The organism is Methanomicrobium sp., from assembly GCF_055145805.1.
Window position 1 is genome coordinate 15,261 of the sequence record NZ_JBSREC010000087.1, and the last position, 16,036, is coordinate 31,296.

General features: G+C 36.4%; 18 protein-coding genes and 1 pseudogene. 14 read left to right on the forward strand and 5 right to left on the reverse strand.

The genetic code is table 11. The annotated features are described in order from the left end of the window. Positions 1-3: 3 nt before the first annotated feature. Positions 4-471, forward strand: a complete 468-nt coding sequence (locus ACTB1O_RS07985; protein ID WP_462994610.1) for a hypothetical protein — start codon at positions 4-6, stop codon at positions 469-471. Between the two features lie 71 nt (positions 472-542). On the opposite strand, the gene ACTB1O_RS07990 is transcribed toward ACTB1O_RS07985, so the two are convergent. Both ACTB1O_RS07990 and ACTB1O_RS07995 read right to left on the reverse strand, forming a co-directional pair. Next, positions 543-1,010, reverse strand: a complete 468-nt coding sequence (locus ACTB1O_RS07990; protein WP_462994611.1) for a HEPN domain-containing protein — start codon at positions 1,008-1,010, stop codon at positions 543-545. Beyond that, on the reverse strand, positions 1,010-1,594 hold the full coding sequence (locus ACTB1O_RS07995) for a nucleotidyltransferase domain-containing protein (protein ID WP_462994612.1): 585 nt from the start codon (positions 1,592-1,594) through the stop codon (positions 1,010-1,012). Before ACTB1O_RS07995 ends, ACTB1O_RS07990 begins: the two co-directional genes overlap by 1 nt. A 250-nt stretch (positions 1,595-1,844) precedes the next feature. On the opposite strand from ACTB1O_RS07995, the gene ACTB1O_RS08000 reads away from it, so the two are divergent. Then, positions 1,845-2,054, forward strand: coding sequence for a hypothetical protein (locus ACTB1O_RS08000; RefSeq protein WP_462994613.1), 210 nt, complete (start codon positions 1,845-1,847; stop codon positions 2,052-2,054). 25 nt (positions 2,055-2,079) lie between these two features. Here ACTB1O_RS08000 and ACTB1O_RS08005 read toward each other — a convergent pair. Continuing rightward, positions 2,080-2,541, reverse strand: a pseudogene (locus ACTB1O_RS08005) (C-GCAxxG-C-C family protein). 118 nt (positions 2,542-2,659) lie between these two features. Between ACTB1O_RS08005 and ACTB1O_RS08010 the strand changes: the two are divergent. Then, entirely contained in the window at positions 2,660-3,610 is a 951-nt protein-coding gene (locus tag ACTB1O_RS08010) for a tyrosine--tRNA ligase (protein ID WP_462994614.1), read from the forward strand. Positions 3,611-3,704: 94 nt separating this feature from the next. Further along, positions 3,705-4,493, forward strand: a complete 789-nt coding sequence (locus ACTB1O_RS08015) for a serine protein kinase RIO (RefSeq protein ID WP_462994615.1) — start codon at positions 3,705-3,707, stop codon at positions 4,491-4,493. A 185-nt stretch (positions 4,494-4,678) separates the two neighbouring features. Here the strand turns inward: ACTB1O_RS08015 and ACTB1O_RS08020 are convergent, their stop codons facing one another. Together ACTB1O_RS08020 and ACTB1O_RS08025 are read right to left on the reverse strand one after the other, a co-directional pair. Then, entirely contained in the window at positions 4,679-5,461 is a 783-nt protein-coding gene (locus ACTB1O_RS08020) for a winged helix-turn-helix transcriptional regulator (protein ID WP_462994616.1), read from the reverse strand. Positions 5,462-5,510: 49 nt separating this feature from the next. Next, positions 5,511-5,891, reverse strand: coding sequence for a hypothetical protein (locus ACTB1O_RS08025; RefSeq protein ID WP_462994617.1), 381 nt, complete (start codon positions 5,889-5,891; stop codon positions 5,511-5,513). 442 nt (positions 5,892-6,333) lie between these two features. On the opposite strand from ACTB1O_RS08025, the gene ACTB1O_RS08030 reads away from it, so the two are divergent. The 10 genes from ACTB1O_RS08030 to ACTB1O_RS08075 form a co-directional block, all read left to right on the forward strand. Next, positions 6,334-7,734 carry a M12 family metallo-peptidase gene (locus ACTB1O_RS08030; protein ID WP_462994618.1) on the forward strand — a complete coding sequence of 467 codons (1,401 nt, stop codon included), beginning with the start codon at positions 6,334-6,336 and terminating at the stop codon, positions 7,732-7,734. Positions 7,735-7,968: 234 nt separating this feature from the next. Further along, positions 7,969-8,217, forward strand: coding sequence for a hypothetical protein (locus ACTB1O_RS08035; RefSeq protein WP_462994619.1), 249 nt, complete (start codon positions 7,969-7,971; stop codon positions 8,215-8,217). 545 nt (positions 8,218-8,762) lie between these two features. Further along, positions 8,763-9,143, forward strand: a complete 381-nt coding sequence (locus tag ACTB1O_RS08040) for a hypothetical protein (RefSeq protein ID WP_462994620.1) — start codon at positions 8,763-8,765, stop codon at positions 9,141-9,143. 682 nt (positions 9,144-9,825) lie between these two features. Then, positions 9,826-11,031: a hypothetical protein gene (locus tag ACTB1O_RS08045; protein WP_462994621.1), complete on the forward strand. Its 1,206-nt coding sequence runs from the start codon at positions 9,826-9,828 to the stop codon at positions 11,029-11,031. A gap of 27 nt (positions 11,032-11,058) precedes the next feature. Beyond that, the gene (locus ACTB1O_RS08050) at positions 11,059-12,348 is read left to right on the forward strand and encodes a hypothetical protein (protein WP_462994622.1); all 1,290 of its coding nucleotides are present in this window, start codon (positions 11,059-11,061) and stop codon (positions 12,346-12,348) included. 158 nt (positions 12,349-12,506) lie between these two features. Beyond that, a complete protein-coding gene (locus tag ACTB1O_RS08055) occupies positions 12,507-12,728 on the forward strand; it encodes a hypothetical protein (RefSeq protein WP_462994623.1) in 222 nt (73 codons plus the stop codon). A gap of 82 nt (positions 12,729-12,810) precedes the next feature. After that, positions 12,811-13,986, forward strand: coding sequence for a C39 family peptidase (locus ACTB1O_RS08060; protein ID WP_462994624.1), 1,176 nt, complete (start codon positions 12,811-12,813; stop codon positions 13,984-13,986). A 406-nt stretch (positions 13,987-14,392) separates the two neighbouring features. Then, entirely contained in the window at positions 14,393-14,851 is a 459-nt protein-coding gene (locus ACTB1O_RS08065) for a hypothetical protein (protein ID WP_462994625.1), read from the forward strand. A gap of 491 nt (positions 14,852-15,342) precedes the next feature. Then, positions 15,343-15,657 carry a hypothetical protein gene (locus ACTB1O_RS08070; RefSeq protein ID WP_462994626.1) on the forward strand — a complete coding sequence of 105 codons (315 nt, stop codon included), beginning with the start codon at positions 15,343-15,345 and terminating at the stop codon, positions 15,655-15,657. Positions 15,658-15,681: 24 nt separating this feature from the next. After that, on the forward strand, positions 15,682-16,036 hold a 355-nt coding region (locus tag ACTB1O_RS08075; RefSeq protein WP_462994627.1), incomplete at its 3' end, for a hypothetical protein.

A 16,036-nucleotide genomic window follows, 5' to 3' on the forward strand; every position in this document is an offset into this window, starting at 1 on the left:
AAAATGGATGACGAAATTAACATAACATCAATATACTTTGCAATAATCGGACTTGCGGCAATTTCATTCGGAGTTGCCGACATTCTTGTATGGACCGGGTTTACCGGCGGTGTGGATATCGGAATACTCGAAATTTCCGGTGATGACTTCTTCAGGCAGGTCTGGGGAGGTCTGGTTCTATTCTTTGGAGGAGTCTTTATGCTCGCAGGATGCAGGAATCTGAAAAATCTTCATGATTTCTCAAAGGTTCTTTTAGGCGCTGCAATGGTATGGATTGTTGCCGGATGTGACATCTTTGCAATGATCTGCGGAGGAATTCCGGCACCTGAGGAGGCACCTGAGTTTCTGAACACTTTTTCAGGATTCATTGAAGGATTTATGCCCCCCTATACACCGGCAGTTGTTCTCCTGCCCTTCACCCTTGTAATTGTATATCTCTATTATGCATGGGGATTTTCAGACAGGGACTAAAAAACCCCGGTTTTTCCGTTTTTAATATTTTTAAAAAAAGTATGCATTCTGATTAAATATTCTGATTAGAACTAACGGGATGATATTATAGATCTTATCATCTCAATATCTTCTGTCTTTATCCTGCCGGCAACATGCCTGCATTTCAAAAAAAACGGGGGAGCATTCCCGGCGATTTCCAACGCATCCTTCTCTGCGGATTCAAATGATACAGAATACTGTGACTGTACTCTCATTGCTTTGGCATCCTCAATCATTCTGACATCCTCACGGTTGAAAAATTTCCCGAAGCACTCTTTCATGCACTCTATAGTGCATGTATGCATCTCGCTTTTGATTCCGGCTTTCATCAAAACAGCATAAAGAGAGTAGTACATTGAGTAGTAGCCGGTTGATATTATCCAGCCGGGAGATGTTATTGAATTCATCGTCTCAAGGGCTTCCTCGGCCTTTTTAAAGTAGGCATCTGATAAATTTTCGTTGGGCTCAATTAATTTTATCCCCTTTCTCTGCTCTTTGCACCATTTGATCTCTTCCATTACAAAAGACCTCCGTACAGGAAAAATTCAGGACATCTGAGATATATGTGATTTTTATAAATTTCCCTGATAAGATGATCTTCCTCTAAAGGGGGGATGAAAAATTCTTTTTTGTAACTTTTCACATTTATCTCTGTTCCGAACTTTTTTGCTGTTTTTAAAACCGCATCTTTGTCATATTCCCCTGCCGCAAAAAGATCTATATCTGAATATTCTGTCGCATCACCTTTGGAGTAGCTTCCGAAAAGTGCAAGCGGACAGTCAAATGCCGGCATCAGTCTGAATAAAATTTCGTCTGTTAAGGGATAATTCTCTGAGAATTTTAACCGTTTATAGCTTTCGGCAAGAAGTATGTGATTTATGGCAACCGGGGTTTTTTTGAGCTTGAATACTTTATTTCTGCCTTTTGTCTCGGAATCAAAGACGCCTTTTTCCTCAAATGATCTGAGGATATTGTGGGCGGCACCACGTGATACAGGAACGAGGCGGCAGATCTCCCTTAAGTAATACTCCCTGCTGTAGCCTGTTGTATAAAGCGAGAGTATCTTCAGATGATTTTCTGTTATGTCTAATATTTTGGACATATGTTCGATATATTGGACGGTCAGGTAATCAAACTTTTGGCATGGCAGGATATACAAAAAGCAGTTCATTATTATAATGAAAAATATATATGAGTCAGGACTGAATTTCTACAGACTGAAAAATATTATCTGAAATTTTTACACCTCAGGAGCTGATCAAATCAAAGACAATGGGGCTATACACAGCAGAATAAGATTAATTATACTGATACTTGTTCTGGTATTACTGTTCTTTTGCACTGTTCTGGAAATGGAGATTCTAAATAACATCTGTGAACAGGCATATATTGCTGAATACAGTTCCTCACATCCTCCGGAGAAAGCGAATGATTCAATATCCACACAATTTACAGTGGATTGTGCAGACTCAAAGGCAGTTACGGAGGTAACGGATGAAAAATGGAAATATAATATTTCCGGTTGCAATATATCTGCTAAAGAAACAGATCCTCTTTCTTAAACAGAAAATGCCGGGATAATTTTTATCAGGGAGTCTCTCTATCCTCTTCTAAAATTTCCGAGAGGATCAAAACAGCACTTTTTACGTACTTTCTACATACGGACTTCGGCCTGCTTTCCTCAGGCAGATTGTTTACATATTCCATGTCTGTTGCATCGTACCCGAGTAGGACAGAACAGTCAACAGCCCCGTGTTTTTCTACAAATCTTTTAAAAAATTCTTTTGCAAGCCCGTAACTTTTTGTCTTTCTCTCTGCCGGATTGTTTATACTGGCATTGTAAAGCCCGATCGCCATTACAGCTCCTGTGCACACCCCGCACGTTCTTCATGTTGCAATTCCGCTTCCGAAACCTGCCGCAAGCAAAACCGCCTCCTCTTCTTTTGCTCCAAAATCGCCTGCAAATGCTGATAAAACAGACTGGGCACAGTTGTATCCGGAAGAAAATTTCAGAAGGGCGTATTCTGATTTTTCCATATTGTCAGCCATTTATCCAGTCTCTTTTTTTTCTCAGATATACATCTTTTGGCATATTGATACCATAATAAAAAATCATCATCTCCTTTCACAAATACCTTAATCCACCTTCCCCCCCAAATTATAACGAATGGATGCATACGAGCTTGCAATGAGAAATACCGTCGAGGTCGTAACCGAAGATGAACTAAAATCAGTTTTAAATCAGCCTGAAAAATCGGTCTACGCCGGATACGAGCCTTCAGGCGAGATTCATCTCGGACACCTCGTCACAATAAACAAATTAATGGACTTAAGTGAGGCCGGATTTAAAATAAAAGTCCTTCTGGCTGATCTTCACGCTTTTTTAAACCAGAAAGGAACGATGGATGAGGTCAGGGAGCTTGCCGACTACAACCGCCGCTGCTTTGAGGCTGTAGGTTTAAAAGGCGAAAATGTCGAGTTCATTCTGGGAACAGACGTTCAGCTAAACCCTGATTATCAGCTTGATGTCCTGCGTCTTGCACAGCAGATAACACTCAACCGTGCGACAAGAAGCATGGATGAGGTCGGACGCAACATGGATGCACCCCGTGTCTCACAGATGGTATATCCGATTATGCAGATGGTTGATATCCACACACTCGGTGTCGATATGGCTCTGGGCGGAATCGACCAGAGAAAAATACACATGCTTGCACGTGAATACCTTCCGACAATCGGTGCAAAAGCACCTCTCTGCATGCACACCCCGATATTAAACGGACTTAACGGCAAGAAGATGTCATCATCCGAAGGAAATTACATCTCTGTTGCTGACTCCGAGGATGTCATAAAGAAGAAGATGAAAAAGGCGTTCTGCCCGCCGGAGACTGAGGAAAATCCTGTACTTCAGACTCTTAAATATCATGTATTCCCAAGAGCAGGAAAAATTACACTAAAACGCCCTGAAAAGTTCGGCGGCGACCGCGAGATTTTATCCTATGAGGAGTGCGAAACCGCATACGCTGCAGGCGAGATTCACCCGGCTGACTTAAAGGCGGCATGCACCGAAGGCTTAATTGAAGTTCTGGCTCCTGCAAGAGAGTACATGAACGAATAACAATACTTTTTTTTCTGAAATTTTTTACATGAGTTAGGATTATCTAAGAGAAGAGCGACTTTTCTGGATAACAATAAAATACACTGGTGCGGCATTGAGAGATTTTGATCTGATTGAAAAATTCGACAGGGAAGTCGAGAAAAAAGGCGTAAGAATAAAGGATGCAGACCAGATGAAGGTCCTGGAGAACGTCTTTGACGACCAGACCCTTCTTGCCCTCTACAAACTTGTCCACAAAGGAAAGATATCCGCAATCGGCGGCTCGATTTCGACCGGAAAGGAGGCCAACGTATTCTACGGTGAAGACGGCGAGGGAAAACCGATCGCTATTAAAATATACAGAATACAGTCCGCAAACTTCAACACAATGGGCGAATACATGGCAGGAGACCCGAGATTTTCATCGGTTCGAAAATCCAAAAAAGAGGCGATTTTTGCCTGGACTAAAAAGGAGTATTCAAACCTGCTGCGTGCCCGTGAGGCAGGAATAACGTGCCCCGAGGCTATTTTCTTCGACAGGAACATTCTTTTAATGGATTTCTGCGGCGAAGACGAGAAGGCATATCCGCAGCTTCGGCAGGTGAAAATAGATGATAAAGAGGGGGAGAGACTATATCATGCAATTCTGGCCGATATGAAGACTTTATTTAACGAGGCAGGCCTTGTACATGCAGATCTCTCCGAGTTCAATATTTTATACGACGGTGAAAAACACATCATAATTGACATGGGACAGGCAGTAACTCCCGAACACCCGGGAGCCATTAAATTCCTTGTCCGGGATTTAAAAAATATAAACCGGTATTTCAGCAAATTCTGTAAGATCAGGGATGAAGAGGAGATCTTTGGTGATATTGTCGGCGAGCACAGAATGCAGCCGTGAATTTTATATCATTTTTTAATCAGAGTTTAAATTAAACCGACTCAGAAATTTGTTCAGATGGTTTTGAAAAGATTGTATCTTTTTCCGGTACAATGTACTTTTCCAGGTACTGGCAAATTTCCGGGTTTATCTCATAAAAAACAATTTTCCCGGCTTTTCCAACAAGGATCAAATCTTTACAGCGATTATAAATTGTGGACTGAATCATCAAAATAATCCCTGGTATTATATGGATTTTCATATTCAGTTAAAATGAATTCGGCTTTTGGTTTTATGTAATGGTGGCTGTAGCTTTTTTCTTTTTTAATATCGATAAGATCTCCAATCCGTAATTTCCCGGTATGCCAGGATATTGTTGAGCCTGACATTTTTGTGTATTTTAGCAGATCTTTATGGGTGCATCCCGGATTAATGAAAATATATTTTAAAATATCCTTTGTTTTACTGCAGTCCAGAATCATTCTTGCAAACTGGCTTTCCTGACTGTATTTATTGTGATTTTCAAAATAATGTCTCTTTTTTGATAGTCTTTGGGATGTAATTTTATCTTTGTTTTCAAGCATTTTGAGATGGTATTCAAGGGAGTTAGGGTTAATTCTGGTTATAGTTTCAATATCTTTCTTATTTATGCCCGGATTATCCTGAATTGCCTGAAATATTTCAGCTCTTTTTTCATTATCGAGGACATTTTTCTTTTTTATAAACCTGATTCCAAAAAGAAAACCTGCCATTACTGCAATGAGATTTGCCAGTGGAATCAAAAATGGAATTTTTTCCGCAATATATGATACTACATAAAAATTTAATGGAATTTCCCACCATTCCGATACAGTAACCACATCTTCTCTCGAAAAATCAGGCTGGTCTTCACTTGGAGTTACGACAATATTTGAACTGACTGAGGTCTGATTGATATAAGCGAATATAAAAATGAGAATTAATGCTATTGCAACCCCCTTCAGATCCATTTGGAATTATTTTAAAATTAAAATATAAAATTGTTGTTTATTAGTTTTATCATGTTAATGAATAACCAAGAGAAGGGCCGGTTACCTGCCTGCCGTATACATTAATTTTCCAGTTTCCCATAGGAAGAAAACCTGAGGTCGTTTTTATATCAACATCTATCATACCGTCTCTGACTGAGCTGTCATACAGATCATTGTAATGTCCTAAGAGAGTATTGTCCGGTTTATAAACGTACAATTCAAGATCACCATACTGTTCATTCCAGGTCAGTGTAACATCAATATTTGAAGTAAACGGCCATACATATCTTGAGTGAATTATTGTTTCTCCCTGTGATATCTGGTTTTGTGCTTTTGTACCGAATATTTCGGGATTGTATTTGTCTACCGAAGGTATGACGATAATTTCATTTTTCTCAACTTTTTCCATTTGACTGCCGGCTGTTGCAGGCACAATAAATATTGCCGCAGGCAAGGAGGACTGCCAGTAAAAATGATGTTTTTTTTGTCATCAATCTAAATTTTAAAATAATTCTTTATTGCTGTTCTGACAGAATCATCGAATTAGGTTTTGGTTATTCGATGATTCTGTCAGAGCAGGTATAACTCCTTAGGTAAAAATGAGTCTGGGGGGGAGAATCCCAAAGGCATAATCCTGTGATTTAAACCCTTTTTTAATTTGTTTAGGAACCAGTCCAGTGAAATTTTCAGAAGGGAAGGAGAGATACCTGATTTCACAAATTAATCTTTTTTTCTCTTTTACAAAAATTTTGCACTGGTAAAAAATCAGCAGGGCATTCAGTTCCGGTTCTTCTGCATTATCGCAGACTAAAATCTGCATTGCCGGCTGTAAAAACGAAAATGGATGAAAAATGAAAATTAAAAAAGGCATACGGGCTTTGAGCCTGTTATTGGTAATGGCACTTGTCGGGGCGGTTTTTGTTCCGGCGGTTAGTGCTGCAGAAAAGCAAAATTCTGATTTGTTATTACAGAATTCTTCAGAAGCTATTTTTGAGATTGTTGGAACTACAACTGATGTAAAAACACAAGTTGATCCTGAAAGTAAGAGTATTGATATTCTTGAAAATAAATATGGAAAATTAAACATTCCTTCTACTGTTCTTAAATACGATATTGTTCAGTTCAACGAAGCAGATGTTAAAACAGACAGAACCAATTCTTTAAAAGTTTCAATCTATGGAAAAGAATATGATCTGATCCTTGAAAAAATGAATTTTGAAGATATTGACGATGGAATTGATTCATATTCAGGATACGTAAAAGGACTGGATGATTCCATAGCACTGTTTACATTTGATGAAAGTATGGACAAATCTCTGATTTATGGATCAATTCAGCTAAAAGATGAAATTATATTCATAGAACCAGTGCAAAACAGAGAAAATGCTATGAAAACAGCAATGCCTTTGCACGCTGTTTACTCTTCAAAAGATATGAAACAGGCAAGTGAAGCAGAAATAGCTGAAATAAAGAAATTGCCTCAGGTAAACATAAATCTGCCAGAAAATAACTCTCCTGTTGATCTACCATTATCATCAGATATGCCTAAATCATCAAAAAGTTGGGAATCAGTTTATGTTCTTGTAGCAACTGATCAAGAGTTTTACAACCTCGAATCAAATTGGGTATCATCCGCACAGAGCTATATGTCTCAGGCAGCATACCAGTATCAGAGATCGGACATAGGTGTGTCCCTGTATGTTGCCAAGTATGATGCATCTAAAAAGGACATTTTATCAAGTAGTGCCAATACTTACAGAAGGATGAATGACCCCTTAGGATTGTTCAAAGACACATTTGATGTGTCATACCTTAATGGTGAAAATGCTGACATTGCAATTTATCTTGGAGGTAATGATATGGTTGGCTCTGCTCAGGGCCTATCATGGGGATTTGAAGCTTACCTTCGCGGATATTTAGACCATTGTCGTTACGCATGGTCACAAATGGTAGATGATTCTGACACAATAGATCTTTACGATGGTTCATACCATGCCAGAGTCTATTGTATTATTCATGAACTAGGTCATATCTTCGATGCAAACCATGAAAATTCAGGAAGCACGAATCAGGCACATGTATGGTTTGAGTCTGTTATCATTCCAAAAAACACAGTTATGTGGAGTATATATAAAGGAAGCAGTACTACCCAATGGGAATATTCATCACCAAGCTATCATGGAGATTCTTATCATAATAATGCAGGATCTATTAGTATAGCAAAGAGCTATGTAGCAGATTTTTGTGTATAAAATGTATAGTGTTGATTTTCTTTAAAAATTAAAAAAAAGAAAATTATCATAGCAAAATACATTTTATTTATTATCTATTAATACATAAATTGAAAAGTTATATAATAAATTAGAGGTAAAAAATTGCCAAACCTTTACAAAACTGCTTTATTTGCAGTTGTATTTCTTGTAATCTTTACAATATCCTGTATACTGATTTTTGGTTTCATAGGATCGAGTGGATCCGGGGGAATTATGTCTCTTCACGAAGTACCCAAAGAAAAGCTGAATACGGTTTTGGCTTCCACAATTGAGATTACAGAAGCGGATTTCAGGAAGTATCCTGAATTAAAAGAACTGTTTGACAACATAAACACAAGCAAAGGTGAATTCATTAGCGAAGTATATGTCAGACCGGGGAGATACAAGGAGATATACTATGATTATAACGGTCTTCTACACTGGAATGGAAGCAATTATACAATTCTTGCTACAGTTCCATAGTATTGATCGGATGATTTAACCGGACCCCTCAGTTCAAGAGTATAGTGAGAGAAGATATAAATTACCGGTTTAATATCTTCATTTTGGATATTTATCAAGATTCTCATTTCTTTATTTGTTCTTTGCATTATTCTGCGAAAAATAAATGAGGCATCTGATGATGTTGATTCCAATTCCATCGATATCTTTTATGATGGATCATATCATGCGAGAATGTATTGTATTATCCATGAAATTGGACATATCTTTGACGCTAATCACGAAGGCACAGGTGTTCCTAATCAGGCATATACATGGTTTACCCCTGGTCTTAAGACCACTGTCATGTATAGTATGTATCTAGGAAGTGGCACTACAACCTGGGAATATTCATCACCAAGTTACCATGGCAATTCAGATTGTAATAATGCAGGAGCCATTAACGCAGTCAAGCAAAACATAGCAGGTCTTGTTTAGAGTGAGATAACCAGATATAAAAAAAAATTGTAATTTGAATTCATATTCACTACAAATTCTTTTTACATCAATTAAAGGATTTGAAAAAGATGGAAAAACGAAAAAAAATCATTATTGGGATAATTATCATTGCAATAATTGCGCTTTTAGCATATACGAACCTGTTACCTTTAATGATCGTTCTTATTTTACATTCTGTTGGATTATATGAATCCGGCGGATCTATATATATCTCAGAATTTTCTGAAGAGGCAATGAACCAATTGGATACTATAAATCTTACAGAGGCGGATTTCAAAAAATATCCATCATTGAAAGAATTATTCAGTGATATGGATTATAGTCAGGAGACATTCCTAAATACGGTTTCAGCAGGCGAAACGGAAATTCGGAAAATAAAGGGAGAATATTCTCATAAAAGCCTATACTGGAATGGAAGTTATTATTGCATTCTTACTACAGCATGTTAAAATCAGTCCCGCACACATACAGATATATGCTATAGTGGGGTGGAGCAACAAGACAGGTAGTGGTTCAATCAGGATAGGAGTCAACGATTTCCTGACAATGAAACAAGTTAGATCTGGTGACATGAACGAAAGAAATATCTTAAAAAATAAATGATTTTATATTTTTCTAATCGAAGAGATAGGAATGGCTATATATATTTCCGTTTGGCTCAATTTAAATAGTTCTTAATTCTGTTTGTATTTGACCTATTCAAATATCACTAAGAACACTCTTATTTTTTTCAACTGGTATAGTTGGGTTTTGGTTATTCGATGATTCTGTCAGAGCAGGTATAACTCCTTAGGTAAAAGATAATCCGGGGGGAGAATCCCAAAGGCATAATCCTGTGATTTAAACCCTTTTTTAATTTGTTTAGGAACCAGTCCAGTGAAATTTTCAGAGGAGAAGGGGAGATACCTGATTTCACAAATTAATCTTTTTTTCTCTTTTACAAAAATTTTGCACTGGTAAAAAAACCAGCAGGGCATTCAGTTCCGGTTCTTCTGCATTATCGCAGACTAAAATCTGCATTGCCGGCTGTAAAAATGAAAATTAAAAAAAGCATGCGGGCTTTGAGCCTGCTTATGGTTTTGGCACTTGTCGGGGCGGTTTTTTGTTCCGGCGGTTAGTGCGGAAGAAGATTTGAATTTAACTGAAAGAGGAACAATAATTGAAAACAACTATATCCCAATTGAAACATCATTGGATCATGCAACTTTATACCTGTGGGAATATATCTCACAAGGTTTGGATGAGAAAGCGTGGATAGATGCCTCAATAAATAAAGAACCGATGGAAATCTACGACATCAATGGTAAGTTATTATTCTATCAATTTTCTGTAGAAAAAAAAGCAGAAACAGTAGGTTTAATAATGACTCCTGCAAGCAAGGTATTAGGTATTTCTGTACAATCCATCGGTGAGCCAGAATCATATGATATTGAATCTAGTCTAAAAAATGCACATATAATTATTGCAAACAATTATCCCGATTTTAATATAATCTCTTCAAAAATTGTCTGTTATGACTATCCTAAAAAAGGCATCATGATAGAAATATTTGATCCGGCGAATAATAAAGAGATGAACCTGATATTTGATGCTTATGAAACCTCTGATAACTCAAATAGAAACATTGAGAAGACATATACGGGATGGTCATATTACCAGCAATTATCTAATGATCAATTTTCAAAAAATATTGAACACTGGAATATAAATACCAAATACATGGAAGATTACTCTTTATTTTTAAAAATCTCAGGATTAGATGTTGATACACCCACAAAAGAAGCAAACATTCAATCATATAATCAAATTATGACAGGTTCTAAAGCTACAGGAGAATCTAAATGGATTTCTCCATTCCCAAAAGAACTTCAGGAGAAATCAAATTGGTGCATGATTGCATCTGCATTGATAATAACAAAATATTACTATCCTTCAACAACAAGAACACAAAGCGAAATAGCTAGTCATATGGGAGTTAGTACAAACACCTGTCCCAGCTGGATTGATCATCTGAATTATTTTATTGATCCATATTCTCAGGGGGGATTGGGGAAAACAAATACTGTATCTTCCGACGTTCAGGGGGTCCCAGATCTTACATATAAAGCTATAAAAAAAGAAATTGGTGCATACAGACCAATATCTGCCGGAGTTAAAATTGTAACTGAAACCGGAAAAATATTCTCTCATGAAAAGGTGTGTATTGGATATTGGCAATATACAAATGGAGACAGATTATACAAATTCTCTGACCCTGCAGATGAACGAATATATTGGGAGGCAGCAGATACGCAGGGTATGATTTATAACTATCAATCACATTTAATCATTAATTAATGATTAAACCATTTTTAGGTACTTGCAATGATATTTAAAAGATTAAATTTTGTATTAATATTCCTTATAATAGTGGGGATATCATGCCCTGTCAATGCCAATGAAATTCAACAATGCACGACTGGCAATGATATTTTCACTCAAATTTCAATAAACTCCTCTGGTGATCTAATTGCCGCCGGAGACCCTGGAACAGGAATTCTGGCATTACTTAAAAAAGAAGGGATTCCTGTATGGGCTTATCAGACAGGTATGAATATTTCAGGAGTTGCAATATCAGGAAATGGTGAATACATCTCATGCGTATCTGAAGAAGGAAATGTTCTTTTGTTTGACAATTCCGGGAATTTTCTCTGGCAATCATCAATAAAGGGCTGCAGTCCTAAAACAGTTTTATCTGAAAATGGTTCATTTTGCCTCGTGTATAACAAGGATTTGCCAGACGATCCTTATACTCACACACTCCACGTTTTTGATGAAAACGGCACCGAATTCTTTTCAAAACGTATTCCTGCGCTAGACTCTGCAGAGATTTCTTCCGATGAGAAATTCTTCTTTATAGGCACATCTCTTTTTACAAAGGGAAGTTTATATTCCAAATCAGGAGAACTGCAATGGGATTATCAAATCAGACATTCATCTTTTATACCAGCAAATCCTAGAGTTTCGATATCTGATAATCTAAACCTCATCGGTATTATTGAGATTGTTGATTTCGGCGGGTTAATATGCTTTGATAAATCAGGCAATGAATTATTCAATAGAACCCTAAATTTCCTGACAGAAGACAATACTTCAGAATGCTGCTATAACATACCTACAGTCTATATCGACATCTCAGGGGATGGAAGCCGGCTTATCACGGGAAGCGAATATATTGTACACTGCATAAACGATACGGGCAGTATTATATGGAGTTTTGAATTCGAAAATACAACATCCGGTGATATAGGATCTGCGGCAATCTCAGATGACGGGAAACTTGTTGCAGCTTCATGCAAAGATAATCTGTTTGTCCTTGATGAAAATGGGGAAATTCAGTCAAAGTACGAGATAGAACGCCCAATAAAGCGGATACTCATTTCAGATAACGGAGAAGTAATTGCAGGCGGAACATCGGGTGGAAGATTATGCATTTTATTAGAAAAAACGGATTTGATTTCAATAGATACTGGAAATCTTTCAGTGCAACCAGTTCCTACTAAAGCAATTTCCCAAAAGACAAATCCGACAACAGAACAAACTGCACCAATATTATCCGTTATCCCAGCAATTGCACTGATTATTACATTATTTTCCCGGAACAGAAAAAAATAATTTTTTACCCAAACCCCATTTCAATCAAAGAAGTAAAGTTAGCAGGATATGAAAGGTGCAGAACTGTTTATGATAAAATAATTGCTATTTTATTTTTCCAACAATATGAGGACTCTATATAATCAGACACTTCTTTTTACCAATTCAAAGGACAGTTTATGAACACAATGATAGAGGATTACCCGATAAAAGATCCCAGACCAATAAACGTGACGAATTTTGACATAGAAATAGTTTATAGCCTTATTACAAAACCATCAGTGCGGACAACCCGGAGGGGGTTTTGCCCCAAAAAAAATCCAGTGAAATTTCAGAAAAAAGAAGGGACTGACTTAACCAATCCTTTTCCCTTCTTTTCCTATGATTTATCCACCGATTGATACAACCGGCATTTTATCTTAGACGCATTATCGCAGATTAAAGTTTGCATGCCGGTTTTAAGAATTAAAATGAGGAAAAATTATGAAAATGAAAAAAGGCATGCGGGTTTTAAGCCTGCTATTGGTTATGGTACTTGTCGGGGCGGTATTTGTTCCGGCGGTTAGTGCGGTAGAGAAAATGGATAATAAAGAAATTATAGAGATTGCTGAAAAATATGTAAAAGATATTTCAAATGAATATTATGATTATGCCGATTGGAAAAATTGTTATATTGAAAAAGATTACACCTTTTATGATCCATTCGGACAAATAAATGCATATTCATATCAATTATTTGATTCAAAGAAAAATCAAGGTTATATTCTCATTGGATCAAAAAGCGAGAATTATAAACTTTTGGAATTTAGTAAAGGAAATATAATTCCTGAAGAAAATATTGAATCAATAAAAAGAGTGATTCAATCAGAAACTGGCAGAGATATACAAATAAACTCAGATAAAGAAATATCAATGATCTATTGTGGTCCTTTTTCATATTTTGTTAAATATGAAAATCCTGATTCAAAAGAAGAATTAATCTTTGACCTTTATGCTCAGGAATTTTTATCAAAAAAAGAAATTCCCTTGCTTAATGATGACTATGTAACATACAAAAAAGAAAAAAACCTAGTGGTTGGTACTAATGCTGAGCAGGATCTCCTCACTAAATCAAAATCAGTAAGAGGAACTGTATTTATCTCTAATTTAAATGATGTTCCTTTTTATCAGCAGCCAAGTCATCTTCCAAATTCATGTGCACCTGTTGCTGCAGCAATGATCCTTGCATATTGGAGTGAGAACGGTTATCCCAATATTGAAACAGGTAACTCTGATGGAACTGAACTTATTGAATCTCTATGTGATTCCATGCACACAATAATTGGATATGGATCAGGTAAAGGAACAGATTTTGCAAATGTTGGTCCGGGAATCAGGACTGAAATTAGTAATTCCGGATATTCTTTTAACGCAGTGGAAGACAATACCTGGTTAGATTATTCCTGGGCAAAATCACAAATTAACAACGATTATCCTTTTTTTATGGAACTATGGAAGTGTGGTGTCTGGGAGAGACATTGTGTATCCACTATAGGATATAAAGAAGGTAGCAGTGGGGATTTTATTACAATCCATACTGGCTGGAGTGATATGTCAAACAAAGAACTTGCATGGAAAAGCTGGTTGGGCGCCCGTGCAGTTTATATTCATCCAACATAAAGACAAGTGATTACACATGATTGAACTAACAGGATATACCAATAAGATATTTGATTTAGAGCTTCTTCTAATTCTGGCCTTGTTGGGATTAATATCTCTTTTTTTTGCATATATTTTTATCAAATTCATCGAACGACAAAATCTAAAAAATTATTATTTCCACATTTTAGGGCTTGGCTTTTTGCTCATTCTTATAACTCAGCTGATGGTTTCTCTTAGGATTGTGTCGCCTTTGCTGAAGATACCCGGGTTTATTGCATATATCCCTGCAATTTTTATTGCATTTGTTCTTCCCGGACTTTTAATTAAAGATCATCTCCCCAAAAGATATGCGGCAATTCTTGCTTCATTGCCTGCTTTTTTTATTCCCTACAATTTCTATAACTGGCAGGGGCCTGCAGGCGATATGGAGAATTATGTAAACATCATGGATTCCTTTGTGTTTGTTTTTGATTATATTGGTGCTGTAATATTCTCCATGATTATTCTAGGAGTGATTTTAATGATTTTATTTACCTTAAGGAGGCGGGAACCGGTTAAAAACATTTTTCTGCCTGCCTCTGTAGCACTGCTCCTTATTATGTCATTTATTTCATCCCTTATTGCAGGAGCCGTATTCTTGTCAATTTACCTGTATATCTTGTTTAAAGAAACACGAATTAAAACCGATCCAAGACATATTTTTTTACTGTTCGGTGCAGCCTGTGGATTATTAATAATAATGCCAATTTTAATGGACGCCGGTATGGGAAGCGTAAATACCTGTATCTATAATTTATTAGGGACATTGAGTATTTCTCTAACAATTCTGGGTTTGGTCTACTTTATGAATATAACATCAGAGAAATATGATCTATCAGTTTAACATAAAGCAGGACAAAAAGGTGCATGACAGCAAAAAAAACATTAAAAAACCCCTTATTTTTAAAATAATAAAACTCATTCAGTTTAATTCCTAAAGATCAGTATAAATTATTTCATCATGCATTTTTTTTATTTTTCAAAAAACATTTCAAGAACATAGTGAGAGAAGATATAAATTACCAGATCCAATTTTCAATCAGAGAAGCAGGTAATAGTATGATCTTTATATTTCTTTTTATAATACTCCCCTTCGTACTGTCATTTTCATTATACATCCTTTTAATGAACATAAATAGCAAATATACAAAAATATTATTGCTTTCTGCTTTTTATTTAGCATCATTTCTAATAATTGCAAACTACATAATTCAAATGCCGCCCGGGGATTATCTCATTACAATTTCAGGTTTGCTATTACTCTTTTTTTCGATAGCATGCCCTTCGGTAATTACCGTTTTTTATTTTGAAAAAACGTTCCAGAAAAAATATGAAATGATTGAAGCCTTATTTTTCCCGCTTGCAGCAATACCTTATCTTGCATTTTTTATCCGTCCGGAATTAATTGAAGGCCAGCCGCTCCCCCCAGATTTTTTCCAGAGCATGCTTCCATTGTTCGGATGGATATTTGATTTAGCCTTTAAGGATGCAGACTTGAGAGTTAGCTATGATACATCGGTTATTACCGGTTTAATATCATATCCGGGCATATTTTTTGAAACTCTCATTTCTTTATTTATTCTTTGCATTATTCTGCGAAAAATAAAGGAGGCAGCTGATGATGTTGGTTCACAATTATCCTTTAATTAAATTGAGATTCAGGAGATTCAAAAAATGAAAAAAGTCATTCGGGCTTTTTGCCTGCTTATGTTGTTGATTATTGCATGTGTGTTATTTGCATCAATAGTTAACGAATATAATTATCAGTCAAAGGTTTATAGTCAATCAGTCAGAGAAATCCCTGCTGAACTAAAAGATCAAATTCCTCCTGAATTAAAAGACAGAGCAATAATATTTAACGAAAATTCCTTTGGGATTACCGGTCCGTTAACAAAAGATGAGTTAAAACTTCTTGAAGAATACACAAAAAAAGCAGACGAAAAGAGAGGTTTATTTTATCCTGAAGCAACCGGAGAAATTACTACTTACTGCTCAGAAAGAGGTAATTTGACAGTAAAAACATATATTC